At 63.1% G+C, this 17,080-nt stretch carries 19 protein-coding genes; 12 read left to right on the forward strand and 7 right to left on the reverse strand.

All coding sequences use genetic code 11. The annotated features are described in order from the left end of the window. Positions 1-3: 3 nt before the first annotated feature. The 3 genes from cobO to DXY04_RS05720 are packed head-to-tail and all read right to left on the reverse strand — an operon-like array spanning position 4 to position 2,508. Entirely contained in the window at positions 4-669 is a 666-nt protein-coding gene (cobO, locus tag DXY04_RS05710) for a cob(I)yrinic acid a,c-diamide adenosyltransferase (protein ID WP_115161357.1), read from the reverse strand. A gap of 20 nt (positions 670-689) precedes the next feature. Continuing rightward, positions 690-1,322, reverse strand: a complete 633-nt coding sequence (locus tag DXY04_RS05715) for a class I SAM-dependent methyltransferase (protein WP_115161358.1) — start codon at positions 1,320-1,322, stop codon at positions 690-692. A 31-nt stretch (positions 1,323-1,353) separates the two neighbouring features. Then, positions 1,354-2,508 carry a site-specific integrase gene (locus DXY04_RS05720; protein WP_115161359.1) on the reverse strand — a complete coding sequence of 385 codons (1,155 nt, stop codon included), beginning with the start codon at positions 2,506-2,508 and terminating at the stop codon, positions 1,354-1,356. A 72-nt stretch (positions 2,509-2,580) separates the two neighbouring features. Here DXY04_RS05720 and hemH point away from each other — a divergent pair, with 72 nt between their 5' ends. The 6 genes from hemH to DXY04_RS05745 are packed head-to-tail and all read left to right on the forward strand — an operon-like array spanning position 2,581 to position 8,042. Continuing rightward, entirely contained in the window at positions 2,581-3,756 is a 1,176-nt protein-coding gene (gene hemH / locus DXY04_RS05725) for a ferrochelatase (protein WP_115161360.1), read from the forward strand. A 56-nt stretch (positions 3,757-3,812) separates the two neighbouring features. Then, positions 3,813-5,600 carry a biosynthetic-type acetolactate synthase large subunit gene (ilvB, locus tag DXY04_RS05730; protein WP_115161361.1) on the forward strand — a complete coding sequence of 596 codons (1,788 nt, stop codon included), beginning with the start codon at positions 3,813-3,815 and terminating at the stop codon, positions 5,598-5,600. Beyond that, positions 5,597-5,944 (forward strand): nuclease, encoded by a 348-nt coding sequence (locus tag DXY04_RS05735; RefSeq protein WP_115008683.1) that lies wholly within the window; start codon positions 5,597-5,599, stop codon positions 5,942-5,944. Before ilvB ends, DXY04_RS05735 begins: the two co-directional genes overlap by 4 nt. Further along, on the forward strand, positions 5,937-6,173 hold the full coding sequence (locus DXY04_RS05740; RefSeq protein ID WP_114988532.1) for a GIVxVP protein: 237 nt from the start codon (positions 5,937-5,939) through the stop codon (positions 6,171-6,173). Before DXY04_RS05735 ends, DXY04_RS05740 begins: the two co-directional genes overlap by 8 nt. A gap of 47 nt (positions 6,174-6,220) precedes the next feature. Further along, positions 6,221-6,358 (forward strand): hypothetical protein, encoded by a 138-nt coding sequence (locus DXY04_RS12060; protein WP_170951349.1) that lies wholly within the window; start codon positions 6,221-6,223, stop codon positions 6,356-6,358. A 22-nt stretch (positions 6,359-6,380) separates the two neighbouring features. Then, on the forward strand, positions 6,381-8,042 hold the full coding sequence (locus tag DXY04_RS05745) for an NAD(P)/FAD-dependent oxidoreductase (RefSeq protein WP_115161362.1): 1,662 nt from the start codon (positions 6,381-6,383) through the stop codon (positions 8,040-8,042). A gap of 3 nt (positions 8,043-8,045) precedes the next feature. Here DXY04_RS05745 and pgeF read toward each other — a convergent pair whose 3' ends face one another. Genes pgeF through DXY04_RS05760 form a run of 3 tightly spaced genes read right to left on the reverse strand, consistent with a single transcriptional unit; the run spans position 8,046 to position 10,980 of the window. After that, on the reverse strand, positions 8,046-8,840 hold the full coding sequence (gene pgeF / locus DXY04_RS05750; RefSeq protein WP_115161363.1) for a peptidoglycan editing factor PgeF: 795 nt from the start codon (positions 8,838-8,840) through the stop codon (positions 8,046-8,048). Between the two features lie 11 nt (positions 8,841-8,851). Continuing rightward, positions 8,852-9,736, reverse strand: a complete 885-nt coding sequence (locus tag DXY04_RS05755; protein ID WP_115161364.1) for a Tab2/Atab2 family RNA-binding protein — start codon at positions 9,734-9,736, stop codon at positions 8,852-8,854. Beyond that, positions 9,733-10,980, reverse strand: a complete 1,248-nt coding sequence (locus tag DXY04_RS05760) for a S1 RNA-binding domain-containing protein (RefSeq protein ID WP_114988640.1) — start codon at positions 10,978-10,980, stop codon at positions 9,733-9,735. The genes DXY04_RS05755 and DXY04_RS05760 overlap by 4 nt, the downstream gene beginning before the upstream one ends. Positions 10,981-11,054: 74 nt before the next feature. Between DXY04_RS05760 and DXY04_RS05765 the strand changes: the two genes are divergently transcribed. The 6 genes from DXY04_RS05765 to folE all read left to right on the forward strand — a co-directional run bounded on the left by DXY04_RS05765 (position 11,055) and on the right by folE (position 16,348). Beyond that, entirely contained in the window at positions 11,055-11,897 is an 843-nt protein-coding gene (locus tag DXY04_RS05765; protein ID WP_115161365.1) for a creatininase family protein, read from the forward strand. Positions 11,898-11,973: 76 nt separating this feature from the next. Continuing rightward, positions 11,974-12,693 (forward strand): aldehyde oxygenase (deformylating), encoded by a 720-nt coding sequence (locus DXY04_RS05770; RefSeq protein ID WP_115161366.1) that lies wholly within the window; start codon positions 11,974-11,976, stop codon positions 12,691-12,693. 114 nt (positions 12,694-12,807) lie between these two features. Further along, positions 12,808-13,848, forward strand: a complete 1,041-nt coding sequence (locus DXY04_RS05775) for a long-chain acyl-[acyl-carrier-protein] reductase (RefSeq protein WP_115161367.1) — start codon at positions 12,808-12,810, stop codon at positions 13,846-13,848. 19 nt (positions 13,849-13,867) lie between these two features. Continuing rightward, complete coding sequence (locus DXY04_RS05780; RefSeq protein WP_114988525.1) at positions 13,868-14,857, forward strand: acetyl-CoA carboxylase carboxyltransferase subunit alpha; 990 nt, start codon at positions 13,868-13,870, stop codon at positions 14,855-14,857. 24 nt (positions 14,858-14,881) lie between these two features. After that, on the forward strand, positions 14,882-15,589 hold the full coding sequence (locus DXY04_RS05785; protein WP_115161368.1) for an SDR family oxidoreductase: 708 nt from the start codon (positions 14,882-14,884) through the stop codon (positions 15,587-15,589). A 9-nt stretch (positions 15,590-15,598) separates the two neighbouring features. Beyond that, on the forward strand, positions 15,599-16,348 hold the full coding sequence (gene folE, locus DXY04_RS05790; protein ID WP_011363732.1) for a GTP cyclohydrolase I: 750 nt from the start codon (positions 15,599-15,601) through the stop codon (positions 16,346-16,348). A 36-nt stretch (positions 16,349-16,384) separates the two neighbouring features. Here the strand turns inward: folE and DXY04_RS05795 are convergent, their stop codons facing one another. Then, positions 16,385-17,059, reverse strand: a complete 675-nt coding sequence (locus DXY04_RS05795) for a phosphoribosylanthranilate isomerase (RefSeq protein ID WP_115161369.1) — start codon at positions 17,057-17,059, stop codon at positions 16,385-16,387. Positions 17,060-17,080 lie beyond the last annotated feature (21 nt).

A 17,080-nucleotide genomic window follows, 5' to 3' on the forward strand; every position in this document is an offset into this window, starting at 1 on the left:
CCCTTAAAACTCGATGCCCGCCTGGGCCTTCACCCCCTGTTCGCGGAAAGGGTGGTGCACCAGGGTCATCTCTGTTACCAGATCGGCCCGCTCCACCAGCTCGGCTGGTGCACCCCGGCCGGTCACCGCCACGTGGGTGAGCTCCGGTCGCTCGTTCAATCCGGCGATCACCGCACCGGCCTCGATGTAGCCCAGTTTCAAGGCCACGTTCAGCTCGTCGAGCAGCACCAATTTCACGCTGCCATCGCGTAGATAGCCCAGGGCCGTCTGCCAGGCCGCCTCCACCAGTTGCTGATCCCGCTCTCGGTTCTGGGTTTCCCAGGTGAAGCCTTCCCCCAGGGCATGCCAGCTCACCTGCTCACCGAAGGCCTGCAGTGCTCGTGCTTCGCCGGGCTCCCAGCCTCCCTTGATGAACTGAACAATCGCCACCCGCTCGCCATGGCCAAGGGTGCGCAGCACCAGCCCAAGCCCGGCGGTGGTTTTTCCCTTGCCCTGGCCGGTGAACACCAGCACCAGCCCCTTCTCCTTGTTGCGTTCCTCCACCCTTTGCTTCTGCACCTGCTGGCGCCGCTCCATCCGTTTGCGATAGCCGGCATCGTCGGTTTCTGGGGCGAGCTTGCCCCCCATGCCCAGTTCCGCGGCGGATTGATCGAGGTCGTTCGTGCTCATGGGGAGAGGGGGTGTTGGTTCTATCGAGGCCGAGTGGCGGTGATGCGTTGCAGGGCCCGACCTGCCAGCAGTTCCTGGCTCACGCTGCTGAACCCGAGTTGCTCCAGCTCGGTGGGGAGGTCGTCCTCCAGCATGGCGGTGGCGGTGTCGGTTTCAAACAGGGCACAAAACAGTTGCTGGGGAAGCTTCAGCCAAGGTCCGGCGGGATGCAGATCCACAAGCACCAACCAGCCGCCCGGTTCCAGCAGCCGCAGGGCACTGCGGAGCACCTGTTCCCGATCGCTGCGGGGGAATTCGTGCAGAGCCACGCTCAGCTGGATGGCGCTGAAGCTGGCATCGGCCAGGGGCGGATCTTCGGCCAGCCCTTCCACCCGCTGCAGGTTGGGGTGGCGTTGGGCGGCCAAATCCAGCGCCCGGGGGGAGACATCCAGCCCCGTCACGGCGTATCCCGCCGCCAGCCAGGGGGCCGCTGCTTCGCCACTGCCGCAGCAGAGATCCAGCACCGTCGCGCCGGGCTTGAGATGGGGCTGCAGAGCCTCGAGCCCGAGGCCCCGCAGGCGCTCCACCCCGCCAACACTCAGCGACGACACCGCCGTGACCGTGTCGTAAATCCAGCGGTAGCGGTAGGCCAGCGGCCTCAGAAATGAGGTCATCGTTGAAGTAAAAAAAGCAGACAGGGTGTTGTCAGGCCGGTTGCCGGGCCAGGGCTGCATCCACCGCCTGCTGCTGATCACGCCGGGTGATCCAGTGGTGATAGGTGCGGGTGTGGATCGTCACCGAGTGGCCCATCATCCTGGCGGCGACGGTGTCCGGCAGGCCGACATGAATGGTGCGCACCGCCCAGGCGTGGCGCAGGTCGTAGGGGGTAATCGGCAGGTCGTAGCGGCGGAACTGCTCACTCACCCGTCGTCCCACCTGCTGCAGGGTGGTGCGCCGCAGATCGGTCTGGATGGCTGGCAGAGCGGCCGGGTTCTCCGCCAGCTCCTGCAACCCGAAGTGCTCGATCCAGTCGGGGTGGAACGGCCAGCTTTGGTGCTCACCGGTTTTGGTGGTGGGCAGCACCCGCAGTACCTGATCTCCGCCCGCTGCCAGGGAGGAGCAATCGCAGAAGAACACCTCGTGGTTGCGCAGACCGTAGGTGGCCATCAGGGCAAAGGCCAGGCGCCACTGTGGATTGGGGATGCGGCCTGCGGCCTCGAGGATCTGCGGATCGGTGGGCAGCTGGCGGAAGCGGGCCCGGTGCAGGCCATAGCCGCCGGCCTCCTGGCGCCAGTCCTCCGGCAAGGGCAGCTCCAGGTGCCGGGCCAGGGCGGCCAGGGCTGTGGCGCATTGCTGTCGGCTGCGGCTGCCGTCCTCGTAACTGGTCAGCGTCTGCATCAGCAGCGCTGGCTCCAGCGGCTGATCACCGCACTGACGCGCCAGTCGCCGGAGGTAGGGCAAATAGGCACTGGTCCAGGTGGTGCGACTGCTCGCCGGGGAACGGCGTCGGCGCGGGTCGGCAAAAAAGGCTGCTTCGAAGCCCTCGATGGCGGCCTGGATCCCGATCGAACGGCCTCTGGCCGTGGCGGCAGAGGTGGAGGCCGACCAGAGCGTCCAATCAAAACTGCGCTGCTCCAGTTGCAACTGCACCAGGGCAGCGGTGCTGAGGGCCTGATTCAGTCCTGCTGCATCGGCCATCAGCCCCAGGCTGATCCGTTGCAGGCCGTTGCGGCTCGGATCCCCGCGCAAGGGCAGAGACCCGCGCAGGTTCAGACGTCGACCCCGCTGTTCGATGCGCAGGCGCGATCCCTGTGCCGCCAGCTGCGCATTGGCGGTCTCCAGCGCACTTTTGAGCTCCATAAATGTGTCGTTGGAACCAAGGATCGCGTCCGTGGCGGCTACGCTCAACCCCCGAAAACCGTTCTGATCGGTATGTCTCGCGTCGGTGTCGTCCTGCTGAACCTGGGTGGCCCGGAGCGGATCCAGGACGTTGGCCCGTTTCTTTACAACCTGTTCGCCGATCCGGAGATCATTCGGCTTCCCAGTCCGGCGCTGCAGAAGCCGCTGGCTTGGCTGATCAGCACCCTGCGCAGTGGCAAGTCGCAGGAGGCCTATCGCTCCATCGGTGGCGGATCACCGCTGCGGCGCATCACCGAGCAGCAGGCCCGTGAACTTCAGAGCTTGCTGCGTCAGCGCGGCATCGATGCCACCAGCTATGTGGCCATGCGCTACTGGCATCCGTTCACCGAATCCGCTGTGGCGGACATCAAGGCCGATGGCATGGATGAGGTGGTGGTGCTCCCCCTCTACCCCCATTTCTCGATCAGCACCAGTGGATCCAGTTTCCGTGAGCTGCAGCGCCTGCGTCAGGCGGATCCGGCGTTTGAGAAGTTGCCGATTCGCTGCATCCGCAGCTGGTTTGACCACCCGGGCTATGTGAAGGCCATGGCCGAGCTGATCGCGGCAGAGGTCCGCAACAGCGACGACCCTACGAAGGCCCACGTCTTCTTCAGTGCCCACGGTGTGCCGAAGAGCTACGTCGAAGAGGCGGGCGACCCCTATCAAAAGGAGATCGAAACCTGCACCGGTTTGATCATGAAGGAGTTGGCCGTTCAGATGGGCCACGAGAACCCCTTCACCCTGGCCTACCAAAGCCGTGTGGGTCCGGTGGAGTGGCTCAAGCCCTACACCGAGGAGGCCCTTGAGGAATTGGGGCAAGCCAAGACCAACGATCTGGTGGTGGTGCCGATCAGCTTCGTCAGCGAACACATCGAGACGCTTGAGGAAATCGACATCGAATACCGGGAGTTGGCCACCGAAGCTGGTGTGGTGAATTTCCGTCGGGTGCGTGCTCTCGACACCTATGCCCCCTTCATCGAGGGATTGGCGGATCTCGTGGCCACCAGCCTGCAGGGCCCTGAGGTGAGTCTCGATGCGGCGGCGGAGCTGCCCAACAAGGTGAAGCTCTATCCCCAGGAGAAGTGGGAATGGGGTTGGAACAACAGTTCCGAGGTCTGGAACGGCCGTCTGGCCATGGTTGGTTTTTCAGCCTTTTTGCTCGAGCTGATCAGTGGTCAAGGGCCGCTGCACGCCCTCGGCCTGCTCTGACCAAGCCAGAGGAGCTGCGGGCCCTTAACCTTGGGGGTCATTGACCCGTCGCCTCTGTGACTCTCACCTCAGCGTCTTCGGCCGTCACTGGGCAGCAGGCCGGTCACGGTGGCCAGAGAATGTCTGGGGCGACAGCCTTGATGGATGCGTTGCGGCGCCATGGCGTCGACACGATTTTCGGCTACCCCGGCGGCGCGATTCTCCCGATCTACGACGCACTCCACATCGCCGAGAGCGAGGGTTGGGTGAAGCACATCCTGGTGCGGCATGAGCAGGCCGGCACCCACGCGGCCGATGCCTATGCGCGTGCCACCGGCAAGGTGGGCGTTTGCTTCGGCACGTCTGGTCCGGGTGCCACCAACCTGGTAACCGGCATCGCCACAGCCCAGATGGACTCGGTGCCCATGGTGGTGATCACCGGTCAGGTGCCGCGTCCGGCGATTGGCACCGATGCATTCCAGGAGACCGACATCTTCGGCATCACCCTGCCGATCGTGAAACATTCCTGGGTGGTGCGCGATCCGGCTGATCTCGCCTCCATCGTTGCCCAGGCCTTCCTGATTGCAGCCAGTGGTCGTCCGGGCCCCGTGCTGATCGACATCCCGAAGGATGTTGGACAGGAGATGTTCGATTACGTGCCGGTTGAGCCCGGATCGATTGTTCCCAAAGGCTTCCGCAAGCCTCAGCCCCCCAGGGATGAACCGATCCTCTCGGCGCTTGAGCTGATCGCCGAGGCGGAGCGTCCGCTGCTTTATTTGGGCGGTGGTGCGATCTCAGCCGGTGCTCACGACAGCCTGCGGGTGATCGCTGAGCGTTATCAGATTCCTGTCACCACCACCTTGATGGGGAAGGGTGCCTTCGATGAAAACGACCCTCTCTCGGTGGGCATGCTCGGCATGCACGGCACGGCCTATGCCAACTTCGCCGTCACCGAATGCGATCTGCTGATCGCTGTTGGCGCCCGTTTTGACGATCGGGTGACCGGAAAGCTCGACACCTTCGCTCCCCGGGCCCGGGTGATCCACTTTGAGATTGACCCGGCCGAAATCGGCAAGACCCGTCGCCCCGATGTGGCGGTGCTGGGTGATCTGGGCCTGAGCGTGGCGCGCTTGGTGGAGCTGAGCCTGCAGCAGCAGGTGCAACCCCGCACTTCTCCTTGGTTGGCGCGCATCGCCGAGTGGAAACAGACCTATCCCCTCACCGTGCCTCCAACCGAAGGCCCCCTCTTCCCCCAGGAGGTGCTGCTGGCCGTTCGCGAGCTGGCACCGAATGCCATCGTCACCACGGACGTGGGTCAGCACCAGATGTGGGCGGCCCAGTACCTGCGCAATGGGCCCCGGGGCTGGATCAGCAGTGCCGGTCTTGGAACCATGGGCTTCGGCATGCCGGCCGCCATGGGCGCCCAGGTAGCGTGCCCCGATCGTCAGGTGGTGTGCATCGCGGGTGACGCCAGCATCCTGATGAACATTCAGGAGTTGGGAACCCTGGCGGCCTATGGCCTTCCGGTGAAGGTGGTGATCGTCAACAACCACTGGCAGGGCATGGTGCGTCAGTGGCAGGAGAGCTTCTACGAGGAGCGTTATTCCGCCTCCGACATGCTCAATGGCATGCCGGACTTCGTGGCTCTCGCCCGCTCCTTCGGTGTGGACGGCGTGCACATCCGCGAGCGGGACTCGTTGAAGCGTGATCTCGAGGCGGCGCTCAAGGCCCCCGGCCCGATGTTGATCGACATCCACGTGCGTCGTGGAGAGAACTGCTATCCGATGGTTCCCCCGGGCAAAAGCAATGCTGAAATGGTGGGCCTTCCGGCTCCCATGCCGGTTCTCAACGCCCCGACCTCTTGATTCGTCTTGTCTTAATCGGCGTTCTGCTGCTGCTTTGGGCCGTACCGGTGCAGGCCGCAGAGGTGCTTCAGGTGCGCAGCAGTTCCCTGCTGCAGGTGGGAGATCACAACCGCACCTACACCGTTGCCCTGGCCTGTTCCGCCGTTGATGCAAGCCAGGAGGCCGAGGCCACCGCATGGCTGCGTCAGGAACTGCCGCGCCGTCGCAAGGTCAATCTGCGGCCGGTCGGCTCCAGCGAGGGGCAGCTGATGGCCAGGGTGACCCCGATCGGTGCTGAGCGTGACCTCAGCACCGGCTTGATTGCAGCGGGTTTGGCCAGCAACAGCTGTGGGGGCGATGGCTGATAACCGCATTGCCCGGGGCATTGTCTTGGTGCCCTGTCTGCTGCTGGGGGGCGCCTTTCTGGCCACAGCGGCCTGGGGGCAGGGCGCCGCAGCTGAAAACCGCACCCTGGCCATCGGCATCGGTGCTGGCTTGCTTTTGGCAGGTTGGTTGTCTCAGTTGGGTGGCGGCTCAGACGGTGGGCCTGAATCCTCTGTGACAAAACCAGACGAGTCCGACCCCTCTCCCTAATTTGCGGGGATCGGGTTGCCTCCCTCCGATCCCATGTCGAAGCCTGAGTGGCGACGTTGGCTTTGGCCGATGCAGCACCCTTGCCGTTGTCTCAGACGGAGGTCATTCCGATTTGCCAGGCCTTTGAGGAGCGCCGCCGCGAGGAGCGTCTGCGCTTGAAGGTCATGGCCGGTCTGATCGAATGAGGTCTGAGGACACGACCTCGAGATGCTGCGCCTGAGTGAACTGAAGCTGCCCCTCGACCATGGGGAGGAAGCGCTGCAGGAGGCGGTGCTCAAGCGTTTGAGGATTCCGCCGGATCGTCTTCTGGGTCAGACCCTGGTGAAGCGCAGTGTTGATGCGCGACGTCGCGACCGGATTCAGCTGATTTACAGCGTGGATGTGCAGGTGAAGGGTGAAGCCGCCCTGTTACGGCGCATCGGCAACAAAGGCCGGGTGCGTCTGGCTCCAGACACCCGCTACCGGTCTGTGGGTCATGCCCCCGATGGCTTCCCCTTGGATGCGGCCGATCGGCCTGTGGTGGTGGGGGCAGGTCCCTGCGGTTATTTCGCTGCTCTGCTGTTGGCACAGATGGGGTTCCGACCGCTGTTGCTGGAACGGGGTCAGGCCGTGAAGCAACGCACCGCTGACACCTTTGGCTTCTGGCGGGGCACCAGCCCATTCAACCCGGAATCCAATGCCCAATTCGGTGAGGGCGGAGCCGGCACCTTCTCGGACGGCAAGCTCTACAGCCAGGTGAGCGATCCCGAGCACTACGGCCGCAAGGTGCTGGAGGAGCTGGTGGCCTGTGGTGCCAGCGAGGAGATCCTCACGCTGCACCGCCCCCACATCGGCACCTTCAAGCTCGCCACCGTGGTGCGCGGCCTGAGGGCACGGATTGAAGCCCTCGGCGGGGAGGTGCGTTTCAACAGCCGCGTGACACGCCTTCAGCTCAGCGACAGCAGCGCTGGGAAGGCGCATCAACTCGTTGGCTTGGTGCTGGCCGATGGAACGGAGATTCCCTGCCGCCATCTGGTGCTGGCTCCCGGTCATTCCGCGCGCGACTGCTTCGAAATGCTGGAGCAGATCGGTGTGCAGCTGCAGCGCAAACCGTTTTCCGTGGGCGTGAGGATTGAGCATCCGCAGCATCTGATTGACGCAGCCCGCTGGGGAGAGGCGGCGGGCCATCCGCGTCTCGGGGCCGCCGAGTACAAGCTGGTTCACCATGCTGAAAACGGCCGCTGCGTCTACAGCTTCTGCATGTGTCCCGGAGGATTTGTGGTGGGTGCCACCTCGGAGGAAGGCCGGGTGGTGACCAATGGCATGAGCCAGCACTCCCGCAACGAGCGCAACGCCAACAGCGGTTTGGTTGTGGCTCTGGACGCCGATGACCTGGCACCGTTTGAACGCTTCCCCGGGGATCCGCTGGCGGGGATTGCTCTGCAGCGGGAGCTGGAGGAGCGCGCCTTCAGGCTTGGAGGGAGCAGTTACGCCGCACCGGCGCAGCGGTTGGAGGATTTCCTGGCGGCCCGTCCCTCCACCCGTCTGGGTGGCATCGCCGCGTCGTATCAGCCGGGTGTGCATCCCGCCGATCTGGATGACCTGCTCCCTGCTGCCATCGTTGAGGCCTTGCGGGAGGCGTTGCCGGCCTTTGCCTGCAAGCTGAAGGGGTATGACCACCCCGATGCGGTGCTCACCGGCGTGGAAACCCGCACGTCATCGCCCGTGCGGATCCCCAGGGATGAAGCGTTGGAATCGCTCAATGTGAAGGGTCTGGTGCCCGCGGGTGAAGGGGCGGGCTATGCCGGCGGCATCCTCTCGGCCGGAATCGATGGCATTCGAGCTGCTGAAGCCTTGGCCATTCAGATCCTGGGGAGCAAGCCTGTTTGAGTTTCAGCTGCAGACGGGGGCTTGCGCCACGATTCCGCTCCACTGAACGGCTTTCACCTGATCCCGTCGCCAGGAATGGAACAGCTCGGGCTCACTGACGGTGCACAGCGGGCAGTGGGCGATCCGTTCGCTGGGGATTCCTGCGCCCTGGAGCTGCACTCTGGCGGCGGTTCGAATGTCCAGGCGATGCCGCCCCGGTTGCTCATCCGGCAGCAGGGCCCCTGCATCGGATAGGGAAGCCTTGTTGGGGACCGCGGCGCTGACGGCCTTCACCACCTCATCGCCCACCTGGTAGCAGGGGCCGCTGACGGCCGGGCCCAGGGCAACCACCAGATCCTCCCGCCGGGCCCCCCGCTCCACCAACCGATCCAGGGCCGTGATCAGGATTCCAGCCGCCACCCCCCGCCAACCGGCATGACAGGCCGCGGCATGCCCGGTGCCGGGATCCGCGATCAGAACCGGTGTGCAGTCGGCACCGCACACCCAGAGGCTCTGGCCCCCGCGATCACTCACCAGGCCATCGGCCTCAGGCCAGGGATCCTGAGGGGCGTCGCTGGCGTTCAGCACGATCCCACTGTGGATCTGCTGGGGCCTGTGGACGCTGATGCCGGCGCTGACGTACCCCGCCAGTTCATCAGGACCACGGCCGTGCCAGAGCCGGGTGAAGAAGCCGTGCTCGAACCCCTGCTCATGCAGTAGATCGCTCTGGAGGTAATAGCCCCCGTAACAACCGATCCAGGTCCAGCCCTTCAACGTATTGAAGCGGCTGTCTGGTCGATCAAACGGCCCGTCTTTCATCAGCCCTGCAATCAGGCCATGGGGATGTCCCGCAGCATCCAGAAGCCGCCGAAGGTCTGTTCTTCGGGGCTGGACTGGATGGCGATGAATTGCAGGCCCCGCACCTGCTGCTGCGAAGTGGCCAGGGCCTCGGAGATTTCAGCGGCGACGCCTGGCTCCAGGTCGCTCACCAACCAGCGGTCATCCTGACCAGCCTCCAGCACCAGCTGACGGTCTTCAACGATCATCCGCACTGGTTCCAGACCCCCCAACCAGCCCGCCATGGCGAGGGAGCGGCTCTGGCTGAACAGGCGCAGACCCGGCACAGAGGCCTCGGGGTCGATGCCATCGGGCAGCGGCAGCAGCCCGCTGAAACTCATCGGCCATTCCGATGCCTCCAGCAGGAGGCTCGCCGGCAGGGCGGCCCAGCTCCAGGCGTCGCCTTGAACTTCCTCCGGTAGGGGCACTGGAGGGGTGGGAACAGGCGCCGGCGGTGGTGCCAGCGGGCCCGCCATGAAGCCCTCCTCCTCGGGATACACCTCCCTTTCGCGCTGCTGAAGCCAGTCGAGCAGGGCGAAGGTGCGGCGACTTGGAATCACCTCGAGGTCTTGTTCGGCTGCGGCGCGCTGCACCATGGTGCGCATCGAACTGCGCCAGCAGCGCAGGCGCACGGGCGAACCCCAGCCCCCGCTGGCGGATACCTGCTTGGCTTCAGCCAGGGCTTGGCTCAACCAAAGCGAGTTCACCTCACCAGAGGGGCACACCTTGGCGAAGCGAAATGGCTCTGCATCCCCAGTGGCGTCGGGGGTGGAGGTGATCAGAAGTTCCCAACGCTTGCGGCCATCGGCCTCAAGGATTGGTCGGGAGTAGAAGTCGAGTTCCCAGTCTTCGGCGGCTGTCAGTGCAGCAGTACTCATCCGGCCGATTGCTCCTGCTGTTTCAGGGTGTTCTGGGCGCGGCTGGCGCGATCGGCGGCTTCAGCCATCACTTTGTCTTTTTCGATCAGCAGCTCTCCAGGAGGCCCCTCCAGCAGGGCTGTGTTGAGGCCGATCCGTCCGCGGCCCGGGTCCAGTTCCGTGATCAGGGCCGAAACGCGGTCGCCCTGGTCGAACACCTCGCGGATCGAGCGCAGGCTGCCATTGGTGATGGCTGATTGGTGCAGCAGTCCGCTGATGCCACCAAGGTCGATAAACAGGCCGTAGGGCTTCACCGCAGCAACCTGCCCTTCCACCAATTGGCCCACTTCCAGGTCTTGGAAGCGTTCGGCGACGGCGGCTCGTTTTTCGGACAGCACCAGCTTGCGCGTCTCCGAATTCACCTCGATGAAGGCCACGCCCAGAGTCTTGCCCACGAGCTCCTGGTGATTTTCACCGTTTTGGAGTTGAGAGCGGGGAATGAAGCCGCGCAGCCCTTCGAGATCGCAGGTGACACCGCCGCGGTTGAAGCCATTGACGATGACTTGAACCACTTTCCCCTGTTTCTCCAGTTCCTTCACCCGGTCCCAGCTCTTGCGCAGCTCAAGGGCGCGACAGCTGATCGTGACCATCCCATCAGCGTTCTGCTCACGGGTCACCAGAACTTCAACCTCCAGGCCCTTGGGGAAGCGCTCCCGGAAGTTGGTCACCACGCCCAGGCCCGCCTCGCTCTTGGGCATGTAGCCGGGAGCTTTACCGCCGATATCCACGTACACGCCATCGCTTTCGATGCCGATCACCGTGCCCTTGATCACCTCACCGGTGGTGCCCACCGGAGCGTTCTCGTCCAGGGCGGCGAGGAAGGCTTCTTCATCGAAATCGAAGTCGTCCACGCTGCGCGGCTGATTGCGCTGCTCCTTCTTGGGTTGTTGATCCGGCGCGCCCATCAGGTCGGCCATCGTCATGCCCTCCATGCCGCCCATGTCGAACAGAGCGTCGTCATCCGTGCCTGGAGACGAGGTGGAGTCCTGCTGGACCGGTCGCGGCGGGGTGGCGAGACCCGCCCGTTCCTCAAGGATGCGTGCCTTTTCCGCCGCAGCCTCTGCTGCTGCCCGTGCTTCAGCCGCTTCACGAGCCAGCTTTTCCTGCTCTTCGCGGCGGTTGATCTGCATCACCTGCAGCGGTTTCGTCGCTGCCGGCTTGGGTGCCTTGGGGCGGTTGGGCTGCGGGCTGCCGGCTGCGGGCATGGACCATTGGGCTTGTCGATCGCTCATTTTGACAGGCTGGGTTGGGATCAGCACCCCCGTGCCTGTGCAACGCCATGGACCAGCCCCGCAAGCGATTTGATCAGCTGACCTGGCCCGAGGCCAGCTGTGCTGCCAGCCAACCTGGTGCCACGGTGATCTGGCCGTTCGGAGCCTGTGAGCAACACGGCCCCCAACTGCCGCTTTCGACGGACGCTGTTTTTGCTGAGGGCATCCTCGATTCCGTGTTGCGCGGGCTTGAGCCAGCTCTGCCGATTTGGCGACTGCCGTGTCAGGCCATCGGCTTTTCGCCTGAGCACCAGAACTTTCCCGGCACCCTCAGCCTTTCAGCTCCTCTGCTTCTGGATCTGGTCGACCAGGTGGGCACGCAGCTGGCGGAGATGGGGGTGCAGCGCCTGGTTCTGTTCAACGCCCATGGCGGCCAGATCGGTTTGCTGCAGGTGGCAGCCCGACAGCTGCGCGCTCGCTGTCCGTCGTTGGCCGTTCTGCCCTGCTTCCTCTGGAGTGGCGTGGAGGGGCTGGCAGATCTGTTGCCTGAGCAGGAGTTGGCCCATGGACTTCATGCCGGCCAAGCCGAAACCAGCTTGATGCTGCAGATGGCCCCAGAGCTGGTTGGATCCGCCCGCCCGGTGGATGGACGTCCAGCCCCGGGCTCCGCCCAGGAGCCTCCAGCGGGTTGGAGTCTCGAAGGGGCGGCGCCCTGCGCTTGGCTCACCGACGATCTCAGCGCGACGGGAGTGATCGGGGATGCGCGCCAGGCCTCAGCTGATCTGGGACGTTGCCTGCAAGATCGCTTGATCAACCACTGGCAGGAGCGTTTTCAAGCCCTTTTGGCCAGTGACTGGCCACCCACGCAAAGCCTTCTCTCCCAACCGTCCAACATCACGCCCAAGTCCTGAACCTTGGACGCATGTGTCACCAACTCTTGGGGCACTGGTTATTGTCGGTCCCACTGAATGTGGTGGACAGCGTCCTATGACGACCCTCAATGCACCTGAAGCACCCGTGCTGGAGGGCCAGGACTCACTGCCCGATTTCACAACTGAGGCCTACAAAGACGCCTATAGCCGGATCAACGCCATCGTGATCGAGGGCGAACAGGAAGCCCACGACAACTACATTTCTTTGGGCACGTTGATCCCCGAGCAGGCCGAGGAGCTCAAGCGTCTGGCACGGATGGAAATGAAGCATATGAAGGGCTTCACCTCCTGCGGACGCAACCTCGGGGTTGAAGCCGATCTTCCCTTCGCCAAGAAGTTTTTCGAACCCCTTCACGGCAATTTTCAGGCCGCTCTCAAGGAGGGCAAGGTGGTCACCTGCCTGCTGATTCAGGCTCTGCTGATCGAGGCATTCGCCATTTCGGCTTATCACATCTATATCCCTGTGGCCGATCCCTTCGCCCGCAAAATCACCGAGGGTGTGGTGAAGGACGAATACACCCACCTCAATTACGGCCAGGAATGGCTGAAGGCCAACTTCGAGGCCAGCAAGGACGAGCTGTTCGAGGCCAACAAAGCCAACCTTCCCCTGATTCGCTCCATGCTGGAAGACGTGGCTGCTGATGCTGCTGTCCTTCACATGGAGAAGGAAGACCTGATCGAAGACTTCCTGATCGCCTACCAGGAAGCTTTGGGTGAAATCGGTTTCACTTCCCGCGACATCGCCCGCATGGCCGCAGCAGCGCTTGCTATCTGACCCATTTCAGGGCCTGATCCAACGCCGGTTTATCGACAGGCACGTTGCCGTCGATACCGGTTGCCATGGGAGCATGGTTGTTCGAGGTGTTCTCTGAGACGTCAGCGGTAAGACATGTTTGGTCTGATCGGACATTCAACGAGTTTTGAGGCTGCTCGCCGCAAGGCGATGGAACTCGGGTTCGATCACATCGCCGACGGTGATCTTGATGTGTGGTGCAGTGCACCCCCGCAGCTCGTTGAGCACGTGCAAGTCACCAGTCCCGTGGGCACAACCATTGAGGGTGCCTACATCGACTCCTGCTTTGTGCCCGAGATGCTGAGCCGCTTCAAGACGGCCCGGCGCAAGGTTCTGAACGCGATGGAACTCGCCCAGAAGAAGGGCATCAACATCACTGCCCTGGGTGGCTTCACCTCGATCATTTTCGAGAATTTCAACCTGCTCCAGCACCAGACAGTCCGGAGCACCACCCTGGATTGGCAGCGGTTCACCACCGGAAACACCCACACGGCCTGGGTGATCTGCCGTCAGGTGGAGAACAACGCTCCAAGTCTCGGGATCGATCTCAGCAAAGCCAAGGTGGCCGTCGTTGGTGCCACTGGCGATATCGGCTCTGCCGTCTGCCGTTGGCTGCAGGCACGTACCGGAGTTGGTGAGCTCCTGCTGGTGGCGCGTCAGCAGCAACCGCTGCTTGATCTTCAGCAGGAACTGGGCGGTGGCCGGATTCTGTCCCTCGATGAGGCCTTGCCTGAGGCCGATGTGGTCGTCTGGGTGGCAAGCATGCCCCGCACCCTTGAGATCGATCAAGACAGCCTCAAGAAGCCCTGTCTGATGATTGATGGGGGCTACCCCAAGAACCTTGATACGAAGGTTGCCGGTGGTGGCATCCACGTTCTCAAGGGTGGAATCGTTGAGTTCTGCCGTGACATCGGCTGGTCGATGATGGCTATCGCCGAGATGGAGCGGCCGCAGCGCCAGATGTTTGCCTGCTTTGCCGAAGCCATGCTGCTCGAGTTTGAGCGCTGCCACACCAACTTCAGCTGGGGGCGCAACAACATCACCCTCGAGAAGATGGATTTCATCGGTGCGGCATCGGTGCGCCATGGGTTCAGCACCTTGAACCTTCAACCCAACCTGCAGGCCACTGCTGCCTGACCTTCGAAGAGCTAGAGCCATGCCCCGTCGCCCCCTGCTTGAGTTCGAAAAACCGCTCGTCGAGCTGGAGCAGCAGATTGAGCAGATCCGTCAGCTGGCCAGAGATTCGGAAGTCGACGTCTCGCAGCAACTGCAGCAACTGGAAAGCCTCGCGGCCCGTCGGCGTCAGGAGATCTTTCAGGGGCTGACTCCCGCTCAGAAAATTCAGGTCGCCCGTCATCCGCAGCGTCCAAGCACGCTGGATTTCATCCAGATGTTCTGCGACGACTGGGTTGAACTGCACGGCGATCGTCGCGGTAATGACGATCAGGCCTTGATCGGCGGTGTCGGCCGGGTGGGCGATCGACCCGTGATGTTGATCGGCCATCAGAAAGGCCGCGACACCAAAGAGAACGTCGCCCGCAATTTCGGGATGGCCGCTCCGGGTGGATACCGCAAAGCCATGCGGTTGATGGATCATGCCGATCGCTTCCGCTTGCCGATTCTCACGTTCATCGATACCCCCGGGGCCTATGCCGGCCTTGAGGCTGAAGAGCAGGGCCAGGGTGAAGCGATCGCCGTCAACCTGCGGGAGATGTTCCGCTTGCGTGTTCCGGTGATCGCCACCGTGATCGGTGAAGGGGGATCCGGCGGTGCCTTGGGCATCGGGGTGGCCGATCGCTTGCTGATGTTCGAGCACAGCGTCTACACGGTGGCCAGCCCTGAGGCCTGCGCCTCCATCCTCTGGCGTGATGCGGCCAAAGCGCCTGATGCGGCGGCAGCCTTGAGGATCACCGGCCGCGACTTGCTGGAGCTTGGGGTGGTGGATGAGGTGCTAGAGGAGCCCTCCGGCGGCAACAACTGGGCACCATTGGAGGCCGGAGAAAACCTGCGGGCGGCAATCGAGCGTCACCTCGACCAACTGCTGAGCCTTTCGGAACAGCAACTGCGCGAGGCCCGTTACTCCAAATTCAGAGCCATGGGACGGTTCCTCGAAAAAACGTCACAGGATGTCGACAAAGCCGCTTAAAGTGTCGCGGTTTGCTAACGGTTTTTGCCAACGGCTCTAATCACAGGTGCGAGTCGAGGCATAGGTCGCCGAACTGCTGAGCTTCTGGCTCATCAAGGATGGGATTTGCTGCTCACCGCCCGCAGCGCTGATCAACTGGAGCAGCTGGGTGCTCAGCTCAGCACCAAAGGTGTTTCTGTGGCCTCTGCCGCCATCGACCTGACGCATCCCGATGGCATCGCAGCTGCGATGGCTGGCTTGTTGCTGCAGGGTGAGACCCCTTCCGTGTTGATCAACAACGCGGGTGCGGCCTACACCGGCGATCTATTGGCCATGCCGATTGAGCGTTGGCAATGGCTGCTACAGCTGAATGTCACCAGCGTGATGCAGGTTTGTTCTGCTGTTGTTCCCGCTATGCGTGAGAACGGCGGACTGGTGATCAACATCAGCAGCCACGCCGCCCGTAATGCCTTCCCTCAATGGGGGGCGTATTGCGTCAGTAAAGCTGCCTTGGCCAGCTTCACCCGCTGCCTGGCGGAAGAGGAACAGAGCAATGGCATTCGTGCCTGCACCCTCACTCTTGGGGCCGTGAACACACCACTGTGGGACGCGGAAACCGTACAAAGCGATTTCGATCGTCGTGCCATGCTCTCTGTCGATCAGGCGGCAGAAACACTGGCGAATCTGGCGTTGCAACCCAGCAACCAGTTGATCGAAGACCTCACCCTTATGCCGGCCGCCGGCGCCTTCTGAACGAACACCATGACCTCCACAGTCCCTTTCGTTTCCAACGGCGTCGCCAACGGCAACGGCAATGGCAGCTTGAATCCCCAGATTTCTGCGCGCATCCGTGAGCGCCTGAGGGAAGCGGGTGCTTCCTTCCTGGCGAACGACAACATCGCTGATCACCTCCAGCCGGGTGAGCTGGATCAGCTTCAGGTTGAAGTTGCAGACAAGGTTCGCGACCTGCTGCGCAGCCTCGTGATCGATATCGATAACGACCACAACACCCATGAGACGGCGGAGCGCGTCGCCAAGATGTACCTCCAGGAGGTGTTCAAGGGGCGCTACCACCAGCAGCCCAAGGTGGCCAGCTTCCCCAATGTGAAACAGCTGGATGAGATCTACACCGTTGGCCCGATCACGGTTCGTTCCGCCTGTTCACACCACCTGGTGCCGATCATGGGCAACTGCTGGATCGGGATCAAACCTGGTGCCCGGGTGATCGGTCTCTCCAAATTCACCCGCGTGGCTGACTGGGTCTTCTCCCGCCCTCACATCCAGGAAGAGGCTGTGATGATCCTTGCCGATGAAATCGAGAAGCTCTGTGAGCCTCAGGGTCTCGGCATCATCATCAAGGCGCAGCACTACTGCATGAAGTGGCGTGGGGTGAAAGAGCCCCAAACCAGCATGGTGAACTCCGTTGTGCGCGGCGATTTCCGCCACGACCCCAGCCTCAAGCAGGAGTTCTTTGAGCTGGTGCGTCAGCAGGAAGCGCTGCTCAGCACCTGATCAGCCGCGATTCAACGCTCTCTCAACTCCTCGATTTCACAGTCTCGACCTCACAGCCTCGACAAGGGCTTGAACCTTGTCGAGGTTTTTCCATCCAGGTCGTTCCTCCAGCCGACTGGAGGCATCGAGTCCCTGAGGTCTGACGCGACTGAGCAGTTCTGGAACCCACTCGGCACTCACTCCTCCCGCCAGCCACCACGGCACCGACACCTCGGTTTCGGCCAGCCAATCAAGGGGGATCCGGTGCCCGGTGCCGCCCAGTTGATCCGCGTTCCAGGCATCGAGCAGCAGAGCATCCACATGCGGCGCGTACTGCTCGAGCTGCTTGAGATCGTCGGGTTCACGCACCCGCAATGCTTTCCACCACTGCTGCCTGGGGTAGCGCTGTTTCAGGTGTTGGCAGCGTTCGTCTGACTCGCTGCCGTGCAGCTGCACCACGGAGGGCTGCCCAGCACCGTTGAGCGCTTCCTCGAGGGCGGCATCGTCGGGATCGGCCACAACCCAAACGCGATGCAGCTGGGGGTGCTGATGTTCCAGCAGCTGGAACAAGGCCCTGCGCTGGGCTGGTTCCACAAAGCGTGGGGTGGCGGGAACGCCGATCACGCCAATCGCCTGCACCCCCATCTGTGCGATGGCTTGAGCCTGCTCGGGGTCGGTGATCCCACAGATCTTGAGGTCTGGAGTGGGGAGGGGATCACGCAAGGTCTGCATGGGTTGCTCTCCCTAGGATCG

The sequence above is a fragment of the Synechococcus sp. UW86 genome, from assembly GCF_900474085.1.
In the GTDB taxonomy this organism is placed as follows: Bacteria; Cyanobacteriota; Cyanobacteriia; order PCC-6307; family Cyanobiaceae; genus Parasynechococcus.

What these genes read in the sequence shown, in the direction of transcription:
- DXY04_RS05775 (WP_115161367.1), top strand. Translation starts at nt 12,808, where the DNA reads ATGTTTGGTCTGATCGGACATTCAACGAGTTTTGAGGCTGCTCGCCGC.
- DXY04_RS05745 (WP_115161362.1), top strand. Translation starts at nt 6,381, where the DNA reads ATGCTGCGCCTGAGTGAACTGAAGCTGCCCCTCGACCATGGGGAGGAA.
- DXY04_RS05795 (WP_115161369.1), bottom strand. Translation starts at nt 17,059, where the DNA reads ATGCAGACCTTGCGTGATCCCCTCCCCACTCCAGACCTCAAGATCTGT.
- DXY04_RS05720 (WP_115161359.1), bottom strand. Translation starts at nt 2,508, where the DNA reads ATGGAGCTCAAAAGTGCGCTGGAGACCGCCAATGCGCAGCTGGCGGCA.
- cobO (WP_115161357.1), bottom strand. Translation starts at nt 669, where the DNA reads ATGAGCACGAACGACCTCGATCAATCCGCCGCGGAACTGGGCATGGGG.
- DXY04_RS05715 (WP_115161358.1), bottom strand. Translation starts at nt 1,322, where the DNA reads ATGACCTCATTTCTGAGGCCGCTGGCCTACCGCTACCGCTGGATTTAC.
- DXY04_RS05780 (WP_114988525.1), top strand. Translation starts at nt 13,868, where the DNA reads ATGCCCCGTCGCCCCCTGCTTGAGTTCGAAAAACCGCTCGTCGAGCTG.
- DXY04_RS05765 (WP_115161365.1), top strand. Translation starts at nt 11,055, where the DNA reads ATGGACCAGCCCCGCAAGCGATTTGATCAGCTGACCTGGCCCGAGGCC.
- DXY04_RS05770 (WP_115161366.1), top strand. Translation starts at nt 11,974, where the DNA reads ATGACGACCCTCAATGCACCTGAAGCACCCGTGCTGGAGGGCCAGGAC.
- DXY04_RS05760 (WP_114988640.1), bottom strand. Translation starts at nt 10,980, where the DNA reads ATGCCCGCAGCCGGCAGCCCGCAGCCCAACCGCCCCAAGGCACCCAAG.
- DXY04_RS05740 (WP_114988532.1), top strand. Translation starts at nt 5,937, where the DNA reads ATGGCTGATAACCGCATTGCCCGGGGCATTGTCTTGGTGCCCTGTCTG.
- folE (WP_011363732.1), top strand. Translation starts at nt 15,599, where the DNA reads ATGACCTCCACAGTCCCTTTCGTTTCCAACGGCGTCGCCAACGGCAAC.
- hemH (WP_115161360.1), top strand. Translation starts at nt 2,581, where the DNA reads ATGTCTCGCGTCGGTGTCGTCCTGCTGAACCTGGGTGGCCCGGAGCGG.
- pgeF (WP_115161363.1), bottom strand. Translation starts at nt 8,840, where the DNA reads ATGAAAGACGGGCCGTTTGATCGACCAGACAGCCGCTTCAATACGTTG.
- DXY04_RS05755 (WP_115161364.1), bottom strand. Translation starts at nt 9,736, where the DNA reads ATGAGTACTGCTGCACTGACAGCCGCCGAAGACTGGGAACTCGACTTC.